Here is a 14,720-nt window from a genome sequence, read left to right as displayed (position 1 = left end):
CTCATGTACATCGGACTCGGAATCGTCCTGCTGGTCGCCGGACTCGTCTTCGTGCTCGACGTCGTCCAGGTCGACATCTCGTTCGTCGACGACAACGCACTCGGCTGGATCCTCGTGATCGCCGGCGTGCTCGCGATCGTCCTCTCCCTCGTCGTCGCGCCCCCGTGGCGTCGCGGAGAGACCTACTACGACGGCCCGGTGCGCTGACGCCGGCGGGGAACGACGCGGGGCGGGCTGCCATCCGGCGGCCCGCCCCTCGTCGTTCCTGCACGACCTCATCCCCGCCCGCTCTCAGCCGATCGCAGAGGCGACGACCGCGCCCGCGGCGTCCATCCCCATCTGGTTGGGGTGGTACGGCGCGGCCTGGCTGGTCGGGATGAAGCCCTCCACCCACTTGCTGGCCAGCGGCGCACAGACCCCGTGCCCGGTGCTCGGCGTCGCGATGTCGACGTACGTCGCTCCGTTAGCGGTGGCCGTCGTCCTCAGCATGGCGTTGGTCCGGTCGAAGATGGTCTGGAGCCACTGGGCGTCGACGTCCCAGATCGGGTCGATCGGGTAGCACCCGGTCGCGTCCCAGTACCGCAGGTAGCCGACGAGATAGATCTGCGCAGCCGGAGCCTTGGCGCGGATCGCCTGGATGTCGGCAGCGACCTTCGGGGCGACGGCTGCCAGCTGCGCATCGGTCGGGTCGCCGTTCGCGGTCATCCACGACTTGCAGGAGACGCCTGCAGGGTAGGGAAGGGGCTGCATGCACGACGGTACGGTGCCGCCGAGGTTGATGTCGTTGGCGCCGATGGCGAGCGTGACGATGTCCGTGTCGGGCTGCACGGCGTCGACCTGGGCCGGGATGTAGCCGTACCGCTTGGCGGTGATGTCGGCGGTCGTCGCACCGGAGCAGGTGACGTCGGTGAGCTGGGCACCGATCGTGCGCGCGGCGACTGCGGGCCAGTTGGAGGTCGACCGGAGGCAGTCCCAGCTGCTCTGGCTGCCGACCAGGGGACCCGCAGCGGACGAGTCGCCGAGGGCGACCATCGTGAGGGGATCCGTCGCGTTCGCCGGAGAAGCGCCGGGGACGGCCAGCAGGGCGGTCGAGGCCGCCGCGACGGCCGCTGCGGCGAGACGACGCCGGATCGAGTGGGTTCGCATGACTGATGTGCTCCTGTCCTGGTGCATGATTCCCTCGCAGATCCGATGATGTGACACACCGCACAGTGCGATCGGTGGAGGTTCAGCCAGGAAGGAGCGCGATTCGTTGTGACGGGTCACAGTCTGGCTATCGGCGGCCGCGACGTCTCGGCCTACCTGCGTGCGCACCGGCGCGATCTCGGATCCACGGTCGTCGACGTCCTCGTCGCCGAGATCCCCGTCTATGCGCGTCTGCCGGAGGAACTTCTCCGTGGCGACGTACGCCGGGTGGTCACCCAGGTAGTCGGCAGCTTCGTGGACGCTCTCTCCCGGGCGGGCGAGGTGACCGAGGAAGAGCTGCGCGACTTGACCGAGTCGGCGCTGCGACGCGCGGAGGAAGGCGTCCCGATGGGCATGATCCTCGCGGCGTACTTCCGTGGCACGCATGTCTGCTTCGACGCGGTCACGGCGACGGCGACCGAGGCGGACCTCCGCGCCGTGATCGAGCTCAACCGGGCGATCCTCCGCTTCATGGAGCACGTCACGGCGGCCGTCGCGGCGGGTTACGAGGCCCACACCCGCACCACCATGGCGGACCGGGCGGTGTCGAGCCAGCTGCTCACGTCGGTCATCGCGGACCCCGACGTGGCTGCCGCCGCCCAGCGGGCGGGCGTCGTCCTGCCGCCGGCGTTCGTGGCGATCGAGCTCATCGTCGCCGAGCACCCGGACGAGTCGGAGCCGCACATCGACGCGCGCGTCGTCACGCGTCGCAAGGTGCGCCGCGTGCGCGACGAGGTGGAGCGCCACTGCGCGACGCCGGTCCACTGGCTGCCCAGCACCCACGACCTGACCGCCCTGGTCGAGTACCGCGAGACCGATCTCGGGGAGGCCGGCTGGGGCTGGGTCAGGCGCATGATCGACGACGTCGTCCGGGCCGCGGCCGTGCCCGTCCACGCGGGCATCGCCATCGCCGACCCTGCGCGCACCCAGGCAGCCCTCACTCTCGCAGCCGAGGTGGTCGAGGTAGCGTTCCGGACCGGTCGCCCAGCAGGCGCCTACCGGCTTGCCGATGTCGCCCTCGACTACCAGCTGTCCCACGCCACGCCGGCTCAGGCCCTCCTTGCTGCAGCCCTGGACCCGCTCGCAGATGAGCCGCATCTGCGCACGACACTGGAGACCTTCCTCGCGGCAGGACTGAACCGCCGGAGGACCGCCACCCAGCTGGGCGTCCACCCCAACACCGTCGACAACCGTCTCCGCCGGATCGCGGACCTCACCGGTCTCGACGCGACCCGCGGCCCGGACCTGCCGATGCTCGCGGCAGCCCTCACGGCACGCCAGCGGACCGCGCGCATCACGTGACCGGGCTCGGCGAGCCTGACCTCACTCGCCGTGAGAACGAAAGAAGCCCCCGTGGTCACCGTCGTGCGGTGCCCCGGGGGCTTCGTCCATTTCTCAGACTGCGCGCCTGTAGGGATTCGAACCCCAAACCTTCTGATCCGTAGTCAGATGCTCTATCCGTTGAGCTACAGGCGCCCATCCTGCGGCGCTGCCGCGAGGACTGGAAGAGAATAGCGGACCAACGGCCAGGAACCGAAATCGGCCGCCGGGCAGCGGCCCTCTGGCAGGATCTAGACCGCGATGCGCCCGGCTGGGTGGGCGCCGGGAGGAGGGCCCGTGGCACAGAGCGACCCCGATCAGCTGCGCCTGGTCCAGGAGTCCGGGGCGGCACTCTTCGAGGCCGTGGCGGCGCGCGGCGGCGTACCGGTGGAGGATCCGCTCGTCGCGGACGAGCCGGAGGCCACGCAGCTGCTCGTGCGGCTCGGGGTGCTCCGCGAGGAGGACGGGCGCTACATCGTCGTCGACCCGCAGATGGCGCAGGGAGCGGTCGTCACCCCGCTGAGCCAGCGTGCGGCCGAGGCGATCGACGCGGCGAGCTCGTGGGCGCAGGCGTTCTCGCAGCTGACGCAGGCCTACCGCCGCTACCCGCCCACGGCCGACGGCCCGATGGCGGAGCTCCACGGGGAGCAGCTCAACGCGTTCCTCGAGCAGGTCGTCGAGGGTGCGCGCGACGAGGTGCTCACCGCGCAGCCGCAGGTCGGGCGTTCCGCCGCCGGGCTGCGCACGGCCACGGCACGGGACCTCGCCGCCCTGCAGCGCGGCGTCAGGCTGCGCACGATCTACCAGCACGCCGCACGCCGCGCCCGCTTCACCCGGCAGTACGTCGACCTGGTGACGGCCGAGGGTGGCGAGGTGCGGACGCTCGACGAGTTCTTCAACCGGCTGATCGTCGTCGACCGGCGCGTCGCGCTGATCCCGTCGGCCCACGACCGCACCACCGCGGTCGTGATCCGCGACAGCAACCTCGTCGCCTACCTGGTCGACATCTTCGAGCGGAACTGGGACCGCGGGCTGCCCTTCACCCAGACCACCGCCGAGATCGCGTCGACGATCGCCGCCGAGCAGCGCGCGATGGCCACACGCATGCTGATCGAGGGACACCCGGACTCGGCCAGCGCCAAGCGCATGGGCGTCAGCGACCGCACGTACGCGGCGTACCTCGCCGACCTCAAGCGCGACTACGACGCCCAGACGCGCTTCCAGCTCGGTTACCGGATGGGGCTGGAGGCCTCATCCGGCAGCCGCGACGACTGAACCCCGGCTCAGGTCCAGCTGGTGTCGCTCGCCTGGGGGCTGGTCGGCTGCGCCGAGGCGACACTCGAGGTGCCGATCGTGAGCGCGAGCACGGCGAGTCCGGCAGCAGCGATGCGGATGATCCTGGTCTTCATGACAGCTCCCCTCGGTGGGCCGGCACACGGAAGGCCAGCCTTCTCCCTTCGGGAATCGTGCCTCACGGGTGAGCACCGAGACAACAAGGGCGCGGGCGCGGCGTGAAATGACGAACGGGGCGGATCCGCGGGATCCACCCCGTTCGCAGCTGCGGAGACGGGGGGATTTGAACCCCCGATGGGTTTCACCCCATACCTCATTAGCAGTGAGGCGCACTCGACCGGACTATGCGACGTCTCCAATGTTGCGCGCCACAGGCTAGCCGACGCGGTGGCGTCGTGTGGAATCGCCCACCCGGGAGCTCCCGGGCGACGAGGTCAGCGCGCCTTGCCGTGCTTCAGGAGCTGCTCGTGGATCGCGCGCACGAAGGTGTCACGGTCGGCGGCGACCAGCTCGACCGGGATCGTCGTCGAGCCGCCGTTCTTGAGGCGGAGCACCACGCACGGCGAGCCCGCGACCTCGGTCGTGACGGCGTCGGCAACGTCGGCCCACCGGGCCTGCTTGACCCCCGCGCCGCGGACGAACTGGACCTTGTAGCCATCGTCGGTCAGCCGGACCACCCACGTGCCGGAGCGCAGCTTCCAGATCACCCAGAGGATGGCCACGAGGGCGAGGCCGACGGTGACCGACACGATGACCGGCTGGGTGATGAAGCCGACCGCCACGACCGTCGCCACGACGATCGCCAGGCCGGCGCCCATGAGGGTCAGGCCGAGGAGGCGGGCGGCGAACTGCGGGGCGAGGCGGTAATCCTGGGGCACACCCGGATTCTCCCCGATGCCGGTGGCTAGACTCGACCGCGCCCGTCCAGGCGGGCATGGAGGAGTGCCGGAGCGGCCTATCGGAACCGCCTTGAAAGCGGTCGTGGGGAGACCCACCGGGGGTTCAAATCCCTCCTCCTCTGCCCGTGGCTCGGACGGGCCCGTCGTGCGCGGGCCCGTCCGTGGCAGCACGTCAGTTCCAGACGCGCACCCAGTCGACGAGCATCGTCGAGGGGAACGGCGTGGCGTCGACCGGCGCGTTGTAGCCGGCGCCCGCGACCTGGTTCATGATCAGGTAGAACGGCTTGTCGAACGGAGCCGGACGCTTCGGGCTGCTCGGTGCCCACTGGCGCGACCAGCACAGCGTGTTGTCGAAGTAGAAGTTCATCGTCGACGAGGTCCACTGCACGGCATAGGTGTGGAACGCCGTTCCCGCGTCGGCGAAGCGGCACGCCTGGGAGGTGTCGGACGAGGTCTCGCCCGTGTAGTGCAGCGACGGCTGGACGATGTCCTGACGCATGGTGCGCCGCTCGACGACGTCGATCTCGCCGGAGGCCGGCCACGCGCCGTACGTGTTGTCGCGGGGCAGCATCCACAGCGCCGAGTGCAGGCCCTGTGTCGAGGTGTCCGGGAACTTCGCCCGGAACTCGACGTAGCCCGTCGTCGTCGCGAAGAGGCCCTTCGTGTGGAGCATGCCGCCCTCGTACTGGCTGCTCGGACCGCCCGGGTAGCAGGCCACCGGGGACGAGAGCTTGCGGACCGTGAGCTGGGCGTAGCCGCCGGCGACGCCGACCAGGTCGGGGCGGACGCAGTTGCCGTTGGAGGTGTAGCCGTTCTTGGTCGAGTCGCCCGGAACCCACCGCGAGGAGTCGAGGGAGGAGCCGGAGAAGTCGTCCCAGAACGCACAGGTGTAGGTGCCGCCGCTCTTCTTCACCGGCGGCGTGGTGCCCCCGCAGGCGGTGTTGGTCACCGAGCCGGTGGTGCTGCGCAGCAACGACGTCGTGCCACCGAGCAGCCCGGGGGACCCTGCGGCCATGTCGCCGTCGAGCATCGTGCCGGCGCCGTCGGTGGTGATGTCGCTGGAGGGTGACGGCGCGGAGGAGCCGGTGGACGGCGGCCCGGGGCGGGAACCCTGCCCGCCCGACGACGCGGACGAGCCCGGCGTCGTTCCGCTCGAGGACCCCACGGGCGACCCGCTCGCCGGGTAGCCCCATCCCGTCATCGGGTCGTAGGCCCAGGAGCCGGTGTCACCGGAGGAGCCGGAGCCGCCGGCGGAGCGATCACGGTCGCGCCGGGCGAGGTCCTCGACCTCGGGAACGCTCAGCCCCCCGTCGCCGGGAGCCGCGTCGCTCCGCGACCCGGCCGTCGGCTTGGGCTCGTCGCCGTGGCGCCAGTCGAGGACGGCGAGCATGCCCACCGTCAGGACGCAGAGGAGCAGGACGATTGCGAGAACCTTGGGGCGCACGGGCGGGGTCTCCTGGGCATGGGTGAGGGCAGGCGAACCACGCTCCGAGACTGCGTTCCCCCGAACGGTCATGCTCTACAACGACACCTGCCCGGGTTGGTTATTGCCCCGCGCTTCCCAATCCGGTCTGGACCGGCGGCCCGTTCAGAGCAGCGGCTGGAGCCGCGGCGGCTCCGGGCGCACCGCCTGCGAGCGCTCGACGGCGCGGGCGCGCGAGCCCCGCTGGCCGGTCAGCGCCAGGTCGATGCGGATGACGAGGTAGCCGAGCACCAGCCCCAGCGGCAGCGAGTACGCCGGGATGAGCACCGCCTCGACCCAGGTCGTGTGCGGGTTGACCAGCGTCGTCGCGACCGAGCCGGTCGCCGCGCAGCCGAAGACGCAGACCCACCAGCCCTGCCGACGGCGCGCACGCATGTGGCAGCCCCACAGCAGGGCGGGCACGCCGACCAGCACCTGCAGCGGACGCGGCGTCGCACCGATGGTGTCGCGCGTCCAGCGGACCATGCTGTCGATCCCGTCGACCAGCCCGGGCGTGCCGTAGCGCCGCAGCAGCTCGGCGTACGCGACGGTGACGGCGAGCACGGCGCTGCCGCCGAGCACGACGAGCAGCCCCCGGCGGCCCAGGCCGTGCCAGCCGGCGCCGAGCCGGAAGACCAGGCCGAAGCCGAGCGCGAACGCGCAGGCCAGCGCGGCGTAGCCGAAGCGGTCGATGTCGAGCTGCGGCCGGAACCCGAGCACCGCGACCGATCCCAGTCCCGCGATCGCGTAGGCCACCAGCACCTCGACCGCCGCCCGCCAGGACCGCACGGCCGGTGTCGTGAGCATGACCGCGAGGACGGCGCTGACCACCGCGGTCAGCACGGCGCCGCCGGTCGTCGCGATCGTGGCCACGTCGTCCCAGAAGCCGGTGGCCGGGCCGGCCTCGGCGAGGACGGAGGCGCCGGCACCGACCACCACCGCCCACAGGCCGAAGACGACGGGGCGGCCGCCGGTGCGCATCGCCAGCAGCCCGGAGTACGCCGCGGCCACCGCCACGCCCCCGGCCCGGTCCAGCCAGGACGGACCGAGGTCGGCCGCCGCGAGGCCGAGGAGGACGACACCGACGGCGAGGAGCCCGAGGACCGAGCGGACGACGAGGAGCGGGTAGAGCGGCTTCGGGGTCGTCACGGGGTCGAGGCTAACGCCTCAGTGCACCCGGTTCGCGAGCGACGGGTTCGTGGACCGCGCCTCGTCGAGGACGGAGCGCTCGAGGGTCGCGAGGAGCTCGGCGGGGCCGTCACCCGCCTCGGCGAGCGAGGCGCCGTACGGGTCGAGGACGAGGGAGTGGCCGGTGTAGCGCGGGGCCGGCTGTCCGACCGCCACCACGAAGCTGACGTTCTCGATGGCCCGCGCCCGCGCGAGCGTCTCCCACGCGGTCACCTTGCGCGCGTGCTCCTCGGCGGTGCGTCCGGGGAGCCAGGCGGCCGGGACGACGAGCACCTCCGCGCCGGCGGCGACCAGGTCACGGGCGAGCTCGGGGAAGCGCAGGTCGTAGCAGGTCAGCACACCGACCTTCCAGCCGGCGACGTCGACGACGACCGGCGCCCACGTGCCGGCCCGCAGCCGGTCGGACTCGCGGTAGCCGAAGGAGTCGTAGAGGTGGATCTTCCGGTACGCCGCGGTGGCGCCGCCGCGCACCAGCAGCGTGTTGAACGGACGGTCGTCCTCGCCGACGCGCTCGAACATGCCGGCGACGACCGTGCACGCACCACGGTCGGCCGTCGCGGTCACGGCGGCGTCGAAGGGACCGCCCTGCTCCTCGGCGTAGGGCGTCAGGGGCTCGGTGGCCGGCCCGAAGTCGCGGGCGAACGCCTCGGGCAGGACGACCAGCTCGGCGGCGGGCACCTCCGCGAGTGCGGCCCGGTTCGCGGCAGCGTCGAGCGCGGCGCCCCACTGCAGCGCCGCGACGGTCAGCGTCTCCCCTGCCATGCCTCCAGCCTGCCAGACTGCCCGCATGACGCGACCCGTCCAGGCCCTCGGAGCGATCGTCCTCGCCGGCGGCACGGCCGTGCGGATGGGTGGCGTCGACAAGGCGTCCATCGAGCTGCACGGCCGCACCCTCCTGGAGTACGCGCTCGATGCGGTGACCGACGCCTCCGAGGTCGTGGTCGTCGGCGCGTGGGTGCCGACCGAGCGCCCGGTCACGTTCACGCGCGAGGAGCCCGCGCTCGGCGGACCCGCCGCCGGGATCCTCGCCGGGCTCGACGCCTTCGCGGGTACGCCGCGCCAGCTCGTCGTCCTCGCCGTCGACATGCCCCGCGTGACGCTGTCCACGATCGCCCGCCTGCGCGACGCCGCGGAGGGCCGCGACGGTGCCGTCCTGGTCGACGGCAAGGGCCGGCGTGCACTGGCCTACGTGCTCGACACCGCGGCGCTCACCGCGTCACGGCCGGGACCGGAGGAGGCGTTCGGCCTGTCGTTGCGCGCCCTCGTCGGCGACCTCGACCTCGCCTCCGTGCCTGCGCGCGGCGACGAGGCGCGCGACGTCGACAGCTGGGAGGACCTGGTCTGACCTCCGGGCCGGGAGGTCTTGTCAGGGCGTGCCCGGCGGGAGCAGTGTGGGAGGCGTGAACCTCCACGACTGGATCGATGAGCTCTGCGACGTCCTCGACGTCGACGTGGACGTCGACGAGGCCCTGGTCCTCGACCTCGCCCGCGTGTCGTCGCACCAGGTGCAGCGGGCCGCCGCACCGATCACCACGTTCCTGCTCGGTTACGCCGCCGGCCTCGCCGACGCGGACGAGGCGGGTGTCGAGGCCCTCGCGGCCCGGGCGACCGCGCTCGCGGAGTCGTGGGACCGCCCGGCCGGCGCCCCGGATCCCGACGAGGTGGAGGCGGAGGTCGAGGTGCCCGACGACCGCGGGGTCGACCACACCCGCGACGTCGCGGACATCATCAGCTGAGCTCCCGCGAGTCGAGTGCGCTCGTTGACGCAACGTGCGCAGGCTGCGCACCCGCCGCGGTCTAGGGTCGTTGCCATGCGTGCGATCGTCGCCACCCAGCCCGGAGGACCCGAGGTCCTCGAGATCCGCGAGCTCCCGACGCCGACGCCCGGCCCGGGCGAGGTGCTGGTGGAGGTCGCCGCGACCGCCGTCAACCGCGCGGACGTGCTGCAGCGGATGGGGTTCTACCCGCCGCCGGCCGGCGCCAGCGACATCATCGGCCTGGAGTGCAGCGGCACCGTGGCGCAGCTCGGTGAGGGCGTCGAGGGGTGGGCGGTCGGCGACGCGGTGTGCGCGCTCCTGGCCGGCGGCGGCTACGCCAGCCACGTCGTCGTACCGGCGGGGCAGCTGATGCCCGTGCCCGATGGCGTGGACCTGGTGACCGCCGCTGCGCTGCCCGAGGTCGCCTGCACCGTGTGGTCCAACGTCTTCATGCTCGCGGGGCTCGAGGCGGGTGACCGGTTCCTGGTGCACGGCGGCGCGGGCGGCATCGGCACGCACGCCATCCAGGTGGCCAGCGCCCTGGGCGCGAGGGTGTACACCACCGCCGGCTCGGCCGAGAAGCTCGCGACCTGCGCGGAGCTCGGCGCGGACGTGACCATCAACTACCGCACCGATGACTTCGTCGCGGTGCTGAAGGCCGACGGCGGCGCGGACGTCATCCTCGACAACATGGGGGCGAAGTACCTCGACGGCAACGTCGCCGCGCTCGCCACCGGGGGCCGCCTGGTCATCATCGGCATGCAGGGCGGCGTCAAGGGCGAGCTCAACATCGCGGCCCTGCTGACCAAGCGGGGCGCCGTCCACGCCACCTCGCTGCGCGCCCGCCCGACCGAGGAGAAGGCGCTCATCTGCGCCGACGTGGTCGAGAACGTCTGGCCCCTCGTCGCCGACGGCCAGGTGGTCCCGATCGTCCACGCGACGCTGCCCCTCGAGCAGGCCGCCGAGGCGCACCGGCTGATCGACTCCGGCGACCACGTCGGCAAGATCCTGCTCACCGTGTCCTGAGGTGGCTGTCTCCCCTCGAGGTCGCCGCGTGGCAGGCCCGGAGTTGGGAGGCACGCCCTAGGGTGGTCGCCATGAGCGCGCAGCAGCCCCCGCTTGAGAACGACGCCCGCGAGCAGGACCGGGGCCGCGAGGACCAGGAGGTCTTCGTCCTCGGTTCCGGCGACGAGGACGGCGACGACGCCGCCCCGATCACCGACCTGGTCGAGCAGCCGGCCAAGGTCATGCGCATCGGCAGCATGATCCGCCAGCTCCTGGAGGAGGTGAAGTCGGCGCCGCTCGACGAACCGAGCCGCAGCCGCCTTGCCGGGATCCTGGAGACCTCGGTCAAGGAGCTCAAGGACGGCCTCGCCCCCGAGCTCGACGAGGAGCTGGACCGCCTGATCGCGCCGTTCGAGACCGGCACGCCGACCGACGCCGAGCTCCGGATCGCGCAGGCCCAGCTGGTCGGCTGGCTCGAGGGTCTCTTCCACGGCATCCAGACGGCGATCTACGCCCAGCAGATGGCGGCCCGCGCCCAGCTCGAGCAGATGCGACGCGCGCTCCCACCGGGCTTGCACCACGACGAGCAGGGTGTGCCGCACGCACCGGCCGGCCCCGCGCACCCGGGCGTGCCCGAGTCGCCGACCAGCGGCATGTACCTCTGACCTGACGCGTGCCCGCGAGTCGGGCCGTGCCGGCTCAGCGCCTGCGACGGACCCGGATCGCCAGCACGAGGACCGCGGCGACCAGGCCCACGGAGCCGACCAGCAGCACGCCGGTGACCGCGATCTCCGACCACGCGGGGCGCAGGGGAGACAGCTCCCGTGAGCCCGCGCGGGAGTCGCCCGCATGCGGTGCGCCGGTGGTCGGGGCGTGGGGCTGACCCAGGGCAGCGGTGACCTGCTGCTCGAGGTCGGCACGGAGCAGCGACGTACCGCCGCAGATGTTCACCTGCCGCGCCGAGCCGCCGCCGGACGGCGAGACGAAGAAGAGGACCGGACGCGCCTGCGGCAGCTCGCCGACTCCACAGGCGGTGGCCTGGCTGCTGGACGAGACGGTCACCTCTGCGGGCGGGTCGCCCTTCCAGACCCGGTCGACCTCGACGGTCCAGTCGGTGCTGCCGCCGCCCCGGGCGAGGAGGCCACCGCCGGCGCGCTGGGTGTCGGTGATCGTGCCGACGAAGACCTCCGCGGCCGCTCGTGCCTGGTCGGCGGTGTCCTTCCGCACGCACGAGCAGGCGAACGCACTGGTCGCCGAGAGCAGGACGAGGGAGCCGAGGGCCAGGACGAGGACGCCGCCCAGTGCGGCGACGCGACGCAGCCGCGCGACCATCGAGGCCCGCTCAGTGACGCGCACGGCCCAGGGCCCGCGCGAGCAGGAGGACGAGGAACCCGCCGCCGGCCAGCACCGCGCCCGGGAGCGCGAGCTGCCAGAAGCCCCACGGCTCCGCGGAGCCGACCTTGGTCAGCCGGACCTCGCTGGTGGCGGAGCCGCCGGACGCCGGGCGGTGGCCCGAGCCGAGGACGTCGGCGACGACCGTGGCCGCCTCGGAGGTGAGCTCGGTGCTGCCCCAGTCACCGCGGACCACAGGCGTCTTCGCCGCGCCCTGGCTGAGGAAGAGCCACCGGTCGCCCTTCTTCACCGGCAGGGCGCACGGGCGGTCGGCCGTCGGGGCCTGCAGCTCGAGCGTCGCGTGGGCGGTGCCGGCGTACACCCGCTTGACCGCGAGGGTGTAGACCTGTCGGCCGGGCAGGGTGTCGACCTTCGTGACGGTGCCGGTGACGACGAGGTCGGCGGCCTTGAGCTCGGTGCGCAGCGGACCCGGAGCGCACGCCGCCTGGGCGCTCGCCGAGAGGCCGAGCACCACGCCCATCGCGAGCGTGGGGGCCACCAGGGCGATCGTGATCAGGCGTCGCATGGCGCCAAACTACCGCTCGAGGGCGAAGAGACCCGCGAGCGTCACCGCGACACCGTCACGGTCGTTCGGCGGCGCCACGTGCGAGGCGACCCGGCGCACCGACGGGTGGGCGTTCTCCATCGCATAGGAGGTGCCCGCCCACAGCAGCATGTCGATATCGTTGGGCATGTCCCCGAAGGCGACCACCTCGCCCGCGTCCACCCCCAGCTCCGTCGCCAGCCGGCCGAGCGTGGAGGCCTTGGTGACGCCCTTCGCGCTCATCTCGACCAGGGCGCCGGCCGAGGACCAGGTCGTCGTGACCAGCGCGCCGACGTGCTCCTCGACGAGGTGCCAGAACGCGTCCGGCGCCATCTCGTCGTGCCGGGCGAGGAGCTTCACGACGGTGCCGTCGACGATCTCGGCCAACGGGCCGCGCGGGATGTCGGGGCTCACGACGCCCAGCGGGCGGAAGTCCTCGGAGAGCGCGAAGCCGCCGGTCTTCTCCAGCGCGAACGTCGTGCCCGGGATCCGGCGCCGCAGGATCCGGCCGACCTCGAGACAGACGTCGGGCTCGATCGTGAGCGCGGTCCGCACCTCGTGGCGCGCCACGTCGTAGACGATGCCGCCGTTGGAGCAGATCGCCAGGCCGTGGCCGCCCACGTGCTCCCACAACGCGTCCATCCAGCGGATCGGACGACCGGTCACGAAGACCACCGGGACGCCGCGCGCGTCGAGCTGCGTGAGCACCTCGCGCGTGTACGCCGTGACCGTGCCGTCGGTGTGCAGCAGCGTGCCGTCGAGGTCGGTGGCGACGAGCGAGGGCATGGTGTCGACCCTAGTGTTCAGCGCCACCCCCGGGCGATATGGATTTCGCCGGACAGATCCCCCCGGGGCGGTTACCGTTTTCTCCTGCTGTGGCGGAGGGGCCCGGCGGTCTCGCAGTAGGTCCGGGTCGGTTCGGGGGAGGCATCGATGGCGCGCGCACGCACGCTGGTCGCCGTGTCGGCGGCGATCCTCGCGGTCGCGACGTCGGCGCAGGCCCTCGACAGCGCGGACGCCGCGCGCCACCACGGCGCGCCGGCCGCCCTCGCCCGGCCCGGTGCGGGCACACCCGTGCTCCCGCCCGTCCCGCCCCGGGTGCCGAAGCCCAACATCCTCCTCGTCATGACCGACGACATGCGGGCCGACGACCTGAAGTGGATGCCCCGCACCCGGGCGTTCTTCGCCGAGCACGGCACGGACTTCCGCAACTCCTTCGCCCCGACGCCGCTGTGCTGCCCCAACCGCGCGTCGTACCTGAGCGGGAAGTACGCGCACAACCACCACGTGTGGTGGCACGAGTCCCCCTGGGGATACGGCGCGTTCGACGACAGCCACACGATCGGCGGCGCCCTCCAGGCCGCCGGCTACCAGACGGGCTACGTCGGCAAGTACCTCAACCGCTACGGGATCGCGGCCCCGAAGGCGGACCCGACCGCCGCTCCCTGGACCTACGTGCCGAACGGCTGGGACGACTGGCGGGCCACGCCCGACGCCGTCCCCGTTCCGATGTCCAACCCGCTGTGGGGCAGCACCTACAACTACTTCGCGACGACCGTCAACGACAACGGCACGCTCGAGGGCCACCAGGGCGAGTACAACTCGACCGTCCTGGTCGACGAGGGCCTCGACGTGCTGCAGCAGTTCGAGGGCACCGGCAAGCCGTGGTACCTCCAGCTCAACTCGCTGGCCCCGCACCACGGCGACCCCGTCGAGTCCGACGACCCCGATCCGAGCCTCATGCAGACCCCGGCGCGTCCGGACTGGGTGAAGGGCCGCTTCGACGCCGAGATTCCGCGCGGGCTCGGCGTCCCCGTCGACGGACAGCCGGAGAAGGACGTCAGCGACAAGGCGCGGATCACCCGCCGGATGAAGCCGCTGACCGACTCCGACCGCTCCGACATCCTCGCGCTCTCGCGCCAGCGGGCCGAGACCCTCTACGCCTTCGACCGGCAGCTGGGGCGCGTGCTCCGCGAGCTCGAGCGCGCCGGCCAGCTCGACCACACGATCGTGGCGTTCACCTCCGACAACGGCTACATGGAGGGCGAGCACCGCTGGCGCAGCGGCAAGGTGATCGGCTTCGAGCCGTCGTACCGGGTGCCGCTCCTGATCGCCGGCCCCGGCGTCCCCGAGGGGGCGCAGGAGGTCATGCCGGTCAACACCGTCAACCTCTCTGCCTCCGTGCTCGACTGGGCCGGAGCCCACCTGGCCGGCGCCGACGGCCAGCCCTTCGACGACACGATCGGCACCGGCCGCGGCTGGGACCACGCCCTGGGCTACGAGGCCTACTTCCCCTCGATCCGCAACCGCCACGACGTCCCGGGCTTCGAGCACGGGGACGCCTCGGCGGTCGGCATCCGCACGGCGCAGTACTTCTACGTGCGCTACAGCAACGGCCAGGAGGAGCTCTTCGACCTGCGCCACGACCCGGTCGAGCTGAGCTCGGTCGCCGCCGACCCCGCCTACGCCGACGTGAAGGCCGAGCTGCGTGGCCTGTGGGACCGGTTCCACCACTGCCACGGTGACGGCTGTGACATCCCGCTGCCCGCGTCGCTCGCGACCGACGCCGCCACGACGCGCGAGCTGACCGACCTGATGGAGACGGAGACGGCCCGCTACTACGGCCGCTGATCCGGCTCCGGAGGCGCAGCGCGTCCTCCGGGTGCGGTGTGACA

Annotated in this window: 17 protein-coding genes and 3 tRNA genes; 9 read left to right on the top strand and 11 right to left on the bottom strand. The window is 72.5% G+C overall.

Annotated features, from left to right (window positions below; genetic code table 11):
- Nucleotides 1-3 precede the first annotated feature (3 nt).
- Nucleotides 4-207 (top strand): DUF6458 family protein, encoded by a 204-nt coding sequence (locus Q5722_RS08165; protein ID WP_305027714.1) that lies wholly within the window; start codon nt 4-6, stop codon nt 205-207.
- Nucleotides 208-291: 84 nt separating this feature from the next.
- Here Q5722_RS08165 and Q5722_RS08160 read toward each other — a convergent pair whose 3' ends face one another.
- Nucleotides 292-1,146 carry an SGNH/GDSL hydrolase family protein gene (locus tag Q5722_RS08160; RefSeq protein WP_305027713.1) on the bottom strand — a complete coding sequence of 285 codons (855 nt, stop codon included), beginning with the start codon at nt 1,144-1,146 and terminating at the stop codon, nt 292-294.
- 108 nt (nt 1,147-1,254) lie between these two features.
- On the opposite strand from Q5722_RS08160, the gene Q5722_RS08155 reads away from it, so the two are divergent.
- Nucleotides 1,255-2,487 carry a PucR family transcriptional regulator gene (locus Q5722_RS08155; protein ID WP_305027712.1) on the top strand — a complete coding sequence of 411 codons (1,233 nt, stop codon included), beginning with the start codon at nt 1,255-1,257 and terminating at the stop codon, nt 2,485-2,487.
- Nucleotides 2,488-2,588: 101 nt separating this feature from the next.
- Here the strand turns inward: Q5722_RS08155 and Q5722_RS08150 are convergent.
- A tRNA-Arg gene (locus Q5722_RS08150) sits at nt 2,589-2,661 on the bottom strand.
- 141 nt (nt 2,662-2,802) lie between these two features.
- On the opposite strand from Q5722_RS08150, the gene Q5722_RS08145 reads away from it, so the two are divergent.
- Nucleotides 2,803-3,780, top strand: coding sequence for a phospholipase D-like domain-containing protein (locus tag Q5722_RS08145; RefSeq protein ID WP_305027711.1), 978 nt, complete (start codon nt 2,803-2,805; stop codon nt 3,778-3,780).
- Between the two features lie 8 nt (nt 3,781-3,788).
- Here Q5722_RS08145 and Q5722_RS08140 read toward each other — a convergent pair whose 3' ends face one another.
- The 3 genes from Q5722_RS08140 to Q5722_RS08130 form a co-directional block, all read right to left on the bottom strand.
- Nucleotides 3,789-3,914, bottom strand: coding sequence for a hypothetical protein (locus Q5722_RS08140; protein WP_305027710.1), 126 nt, complete (start codon nt 3,912-3,914; stop codon nt 3,789-3,791).
- Nucleotides 3,915-4,066: 152 nt separating this feature from the next.
- A tRNA-Ser gene (locus Q5722_RS08135) sits at nt 4,067-4,155 on the bottom strand.
- A 77-nt stretch (nt 4,156-4,232) separates the two neighbouring features.
- Nucleotides 4,233-4,676 carry a hypothetical protein gene (locus tag Q5722_RS08130; protein WP_305027709.1) on the bottom strand — a complete coding sequence of 148 codons (444 nt, stop codon included), beginning with the start codon at nt 4,674-4,676 and terminating at the stop codon, nt 4,233-4,235.
- Between the two features lie 58 nt (nt 4,677-4,734).
- Between Q5722_RS08130 and Q5722_RS08125 the strand changes: the two genes are divergently transcribed.
- Nucleotides 4,735-4,819 (top strand) — tRNA-Ser (locus Q5722_RS08125).
- Between the two features lie 50 nt (nt 4,820-4,869).
- Here Q5722_RS08125 and Q5722_RS08120 read toward each other — a convergent pair.
- The 3 genes from Q5722_RS08120 to Q5722_RS08110 all read right to left on the bottom strand — a co-directional run bounded on the left by Q5722_RS08120 (nt 4,870) and on the right by Q5722_RS08110 (nt 8,109).
- A complete protein-coding gene (locus tag Q5722_RS08120) occupies nt 4,870-6,141 on the bottom strand; it encodes a glycoside hydrolase family 16 protein (protein ID WP_305027708.1) in 1,272 nt (423 codons plus the stop codon).
- 144 nt (nt 6,142-6,285) lie between these two features.
- The gene (locus Q5722_RS08115; RefSeq protein WP_305027707.1) at nt 6,286-7,308 is read right to left on the bottom strand and encodes a hypothetical protein; all 1,023 of its coding nucleotides are present in this window, start codon (nt 7,306-7,308) and stop codon (nt 6,286-6,288) included.
- Between the two features lie 18 nt (nt 7,309-7,326).
- Complete coding sequence (locus tag Q5722_RS08110) at nt 7,327-8,109, bottom strand: nitrilase-related carbon-nitrogen hydrolase (RefSeq protein ID WP_305027706.1); 783 nt, start codon at nt 8,107-8,109, stop codon at nt 7,327-7,329.
- A 25-nt stretch (nt 8,110-8,134) separates the two neighbouring features.
- Here Q5722_RS08110 and mobA point away from each other — a divergent pair, with 25 nt between their 5' ends.
- The 4 genes from mobA to Q5722_RS08090 all read left to right on the top strand — a co-directional run bounded on the left by mobA (nt 8,135) and on the right by Q5722_RS08090 (nt 10,774).
- Entirely contained in the window at nt 8,135-8,692 is a 558-nt protein-coding gene (mobA, locus tag Q5722_RS08105) for a molybdenum cofactor guanylyltransferase (protein WP_305027705.1), read from the top strand.
- Between the two features lie 55 nt (nt 8,693-8,747).
- Nucleotides 8,748-9,083, top strand: coding sequence for a DUF6457 domain-containing protein (locus tag Q5722_RS08100; RefSeq protein WP_305027704.1), 336 nt, complete (start codon nt 8,748-8,750; stop codon nt 9,081-9,083).
- Between the two features lie 75 nt (nt 9,084-9,158).
- Nucleotides 9,159-10,130, top strand: coding sequence for an NAD(P)H-quinone oxidoreductase (locus Q5722_RS08095; RefSeq protein ID WP_305027703.1), 972 nt, complete (start codon nt 9,159-9,161; stop codon nt 10,128-10,130).
- A gap of 71 nt (nt 10,131-10,201) precedes the next feature.
- Entirely contained in the window at nt 10,202-10,774 is a 573-nt protein-coding gene (locus tag Q5722_RS08090; RefSeq protein ID WP_305027702.1) for a bacterial proteasome activator family protein, read from the top strand.
- A gap of 34 nt (nt 10,775-10,808) precedes the next feature.
- Here Q5722_RS08090 and Q5722_RS08085 read toward each other — a convergent pair whose 3' ends face one another.
- The 3 genes from Q5722_RS08085 to Q5722_RS08075 are packed head-to-tail and all read right to left on the bottom strand — an operon-like array spanning nt 10,809 to nt 12,831.
- Nucleotides 10,809-11,465 carry a hypothetical protein gene (locus Q5722_RS08085; protein ID WP_305027701.1) on the bottom strand — a complete coding sequence of 219 codons (657 nt, stop codon included), beginning with the start codon at nt 11,463-11,465 and terminating at the stop codon, nt 10,809-10,811.
- Nucleotides 11,452-12,027, bottom strand: coding sequence for a hypothetical protein (locus Q5722_RS08080; protein WP_305027700.1), 576 nt, complete (start codon nt 12,025-12,027; stop codon nt 11,452-11,454). The genes Q5722_RS08085 and Q5722_RS08080 overlap by 14 nt, the downstream gene beginning before the upstream one ends.
- 9 nt (nt 12,028-12,036) lie before the next feature.
- Nucleotides 12,037-12,831 (bottom strand): HAD family hydrolase, encoded by a 795-nt coding sequence (locus tag Q5722_RS08075; protein ID WP_305027699.1) that lies wholly within the window; start codon nt 12,829-12,831, stop codon nt 12,037-12,039.
- Nucleotides 12,832-12,978: 147 nt separating this feature from the next.
- Here Q5722_RS08075 and Q5722_RS08070 point away from each other — a divergent pair, with 147 nt between their 5' ends.
- The gene (locus Q5722_RS08070) at nt 12,979-14,676 is read left to right on the top strand and encodes a sulfatase-like hydrolase/transferase (RefSeq protein ID WP_305027698.1); all 1,698 of its coding nucleotides are present in this window, start codon (nt 12,979-12,981) and stop codon (nt 14,674-14,676) included.
- Nucleotides 14,677-14,720 lie beyond the last annotated feature (44 nt).

It is taken from the genome of Nocardioides jiangxiensis (assembly GCF_030580915.1).
Lineage (GTDB): Bacteria > Actinomycetota > Actinomycetes > Propionibacteriales > Nocardioidaceae > Nocardioides > Nocardioides jiangxiensis.
This window is presented reverse-complemented; position numbering and strand designations above follow the sequence as displayed.

Bases quoted from the DNA above. Each gene is read 5' to 3' on its own strand.
- Q5722_RS08075 (WP_305027699.1), bottom strand. From the start codon at position 12,831: ATGCCCTCGCTCGTCGCCACCGACCTCGACGGCACGCTGCTGCACACC.
- Q5722_RS08160 (WP_305027713.1), bottom strand. From the start codon at position 1,146: ATGCGAACCCACTCGATCCGGCGTCGTCTCGCCGCAGCGGCCGTCGCG.
- Q5722_RS08080 (WP_305027700.1), bottom strand. From the start codon at position 12,027: ATGCGACGCCTGATCACGATCGCCCTGGTGGCCCCCACGCTCGCGATG.
- Q5722_RS08140 (WP_305027710.1), bottom strand. From the start codon at position 3,914: ATGAAGACCAGGATCATCCGCATCGCTGCTGCCGGACTCGCCGTGCTC.
- mobA (WP_305027705.1), top strand. From the start codon at position 8,135: ATGACGCGACCCGTCCAGGCCCTCGGAGCGATCGTCCTCGCCGGCGGC.
- Q5722_RS08070 (WP_305027698.1), top strand. From the start codon at position 12,979: ATGGCGCGCGCACGCACGCTGGTCGCCGTGTCGGCGGCGATCCTCGCG.
- Q5722_RS08165 (WP_305027714.1), top strand. From the start codon at position 4: ATGTACATCGGACTCGGAATCGTCCTGCTGGTCGCCGGACTCGTCTTC.
- Q5722_RS08090 (WP_305027702.1), top strand. From the start codon at position 10,202: ATGAGCGCGCAGCAGCCCCCGCTTGAGAACGACGCCCGCGAGCAGGAC.
- Q5722_RS08095 (WP_305027703.1), top strand. From the start codon at position 9,159: ATGCGTGCGATCGTCGCCACCCAGCCCGGAGGACCCGAGGTCCTCGAG.
- Q5722_RS08110 (WP_305027706.1), bottom strand. From the start codon at position 8,109: ATGGCAGGGGAGACGCTGACCGTCGCGGCGCTGCAGTGGGGCGCCGCG.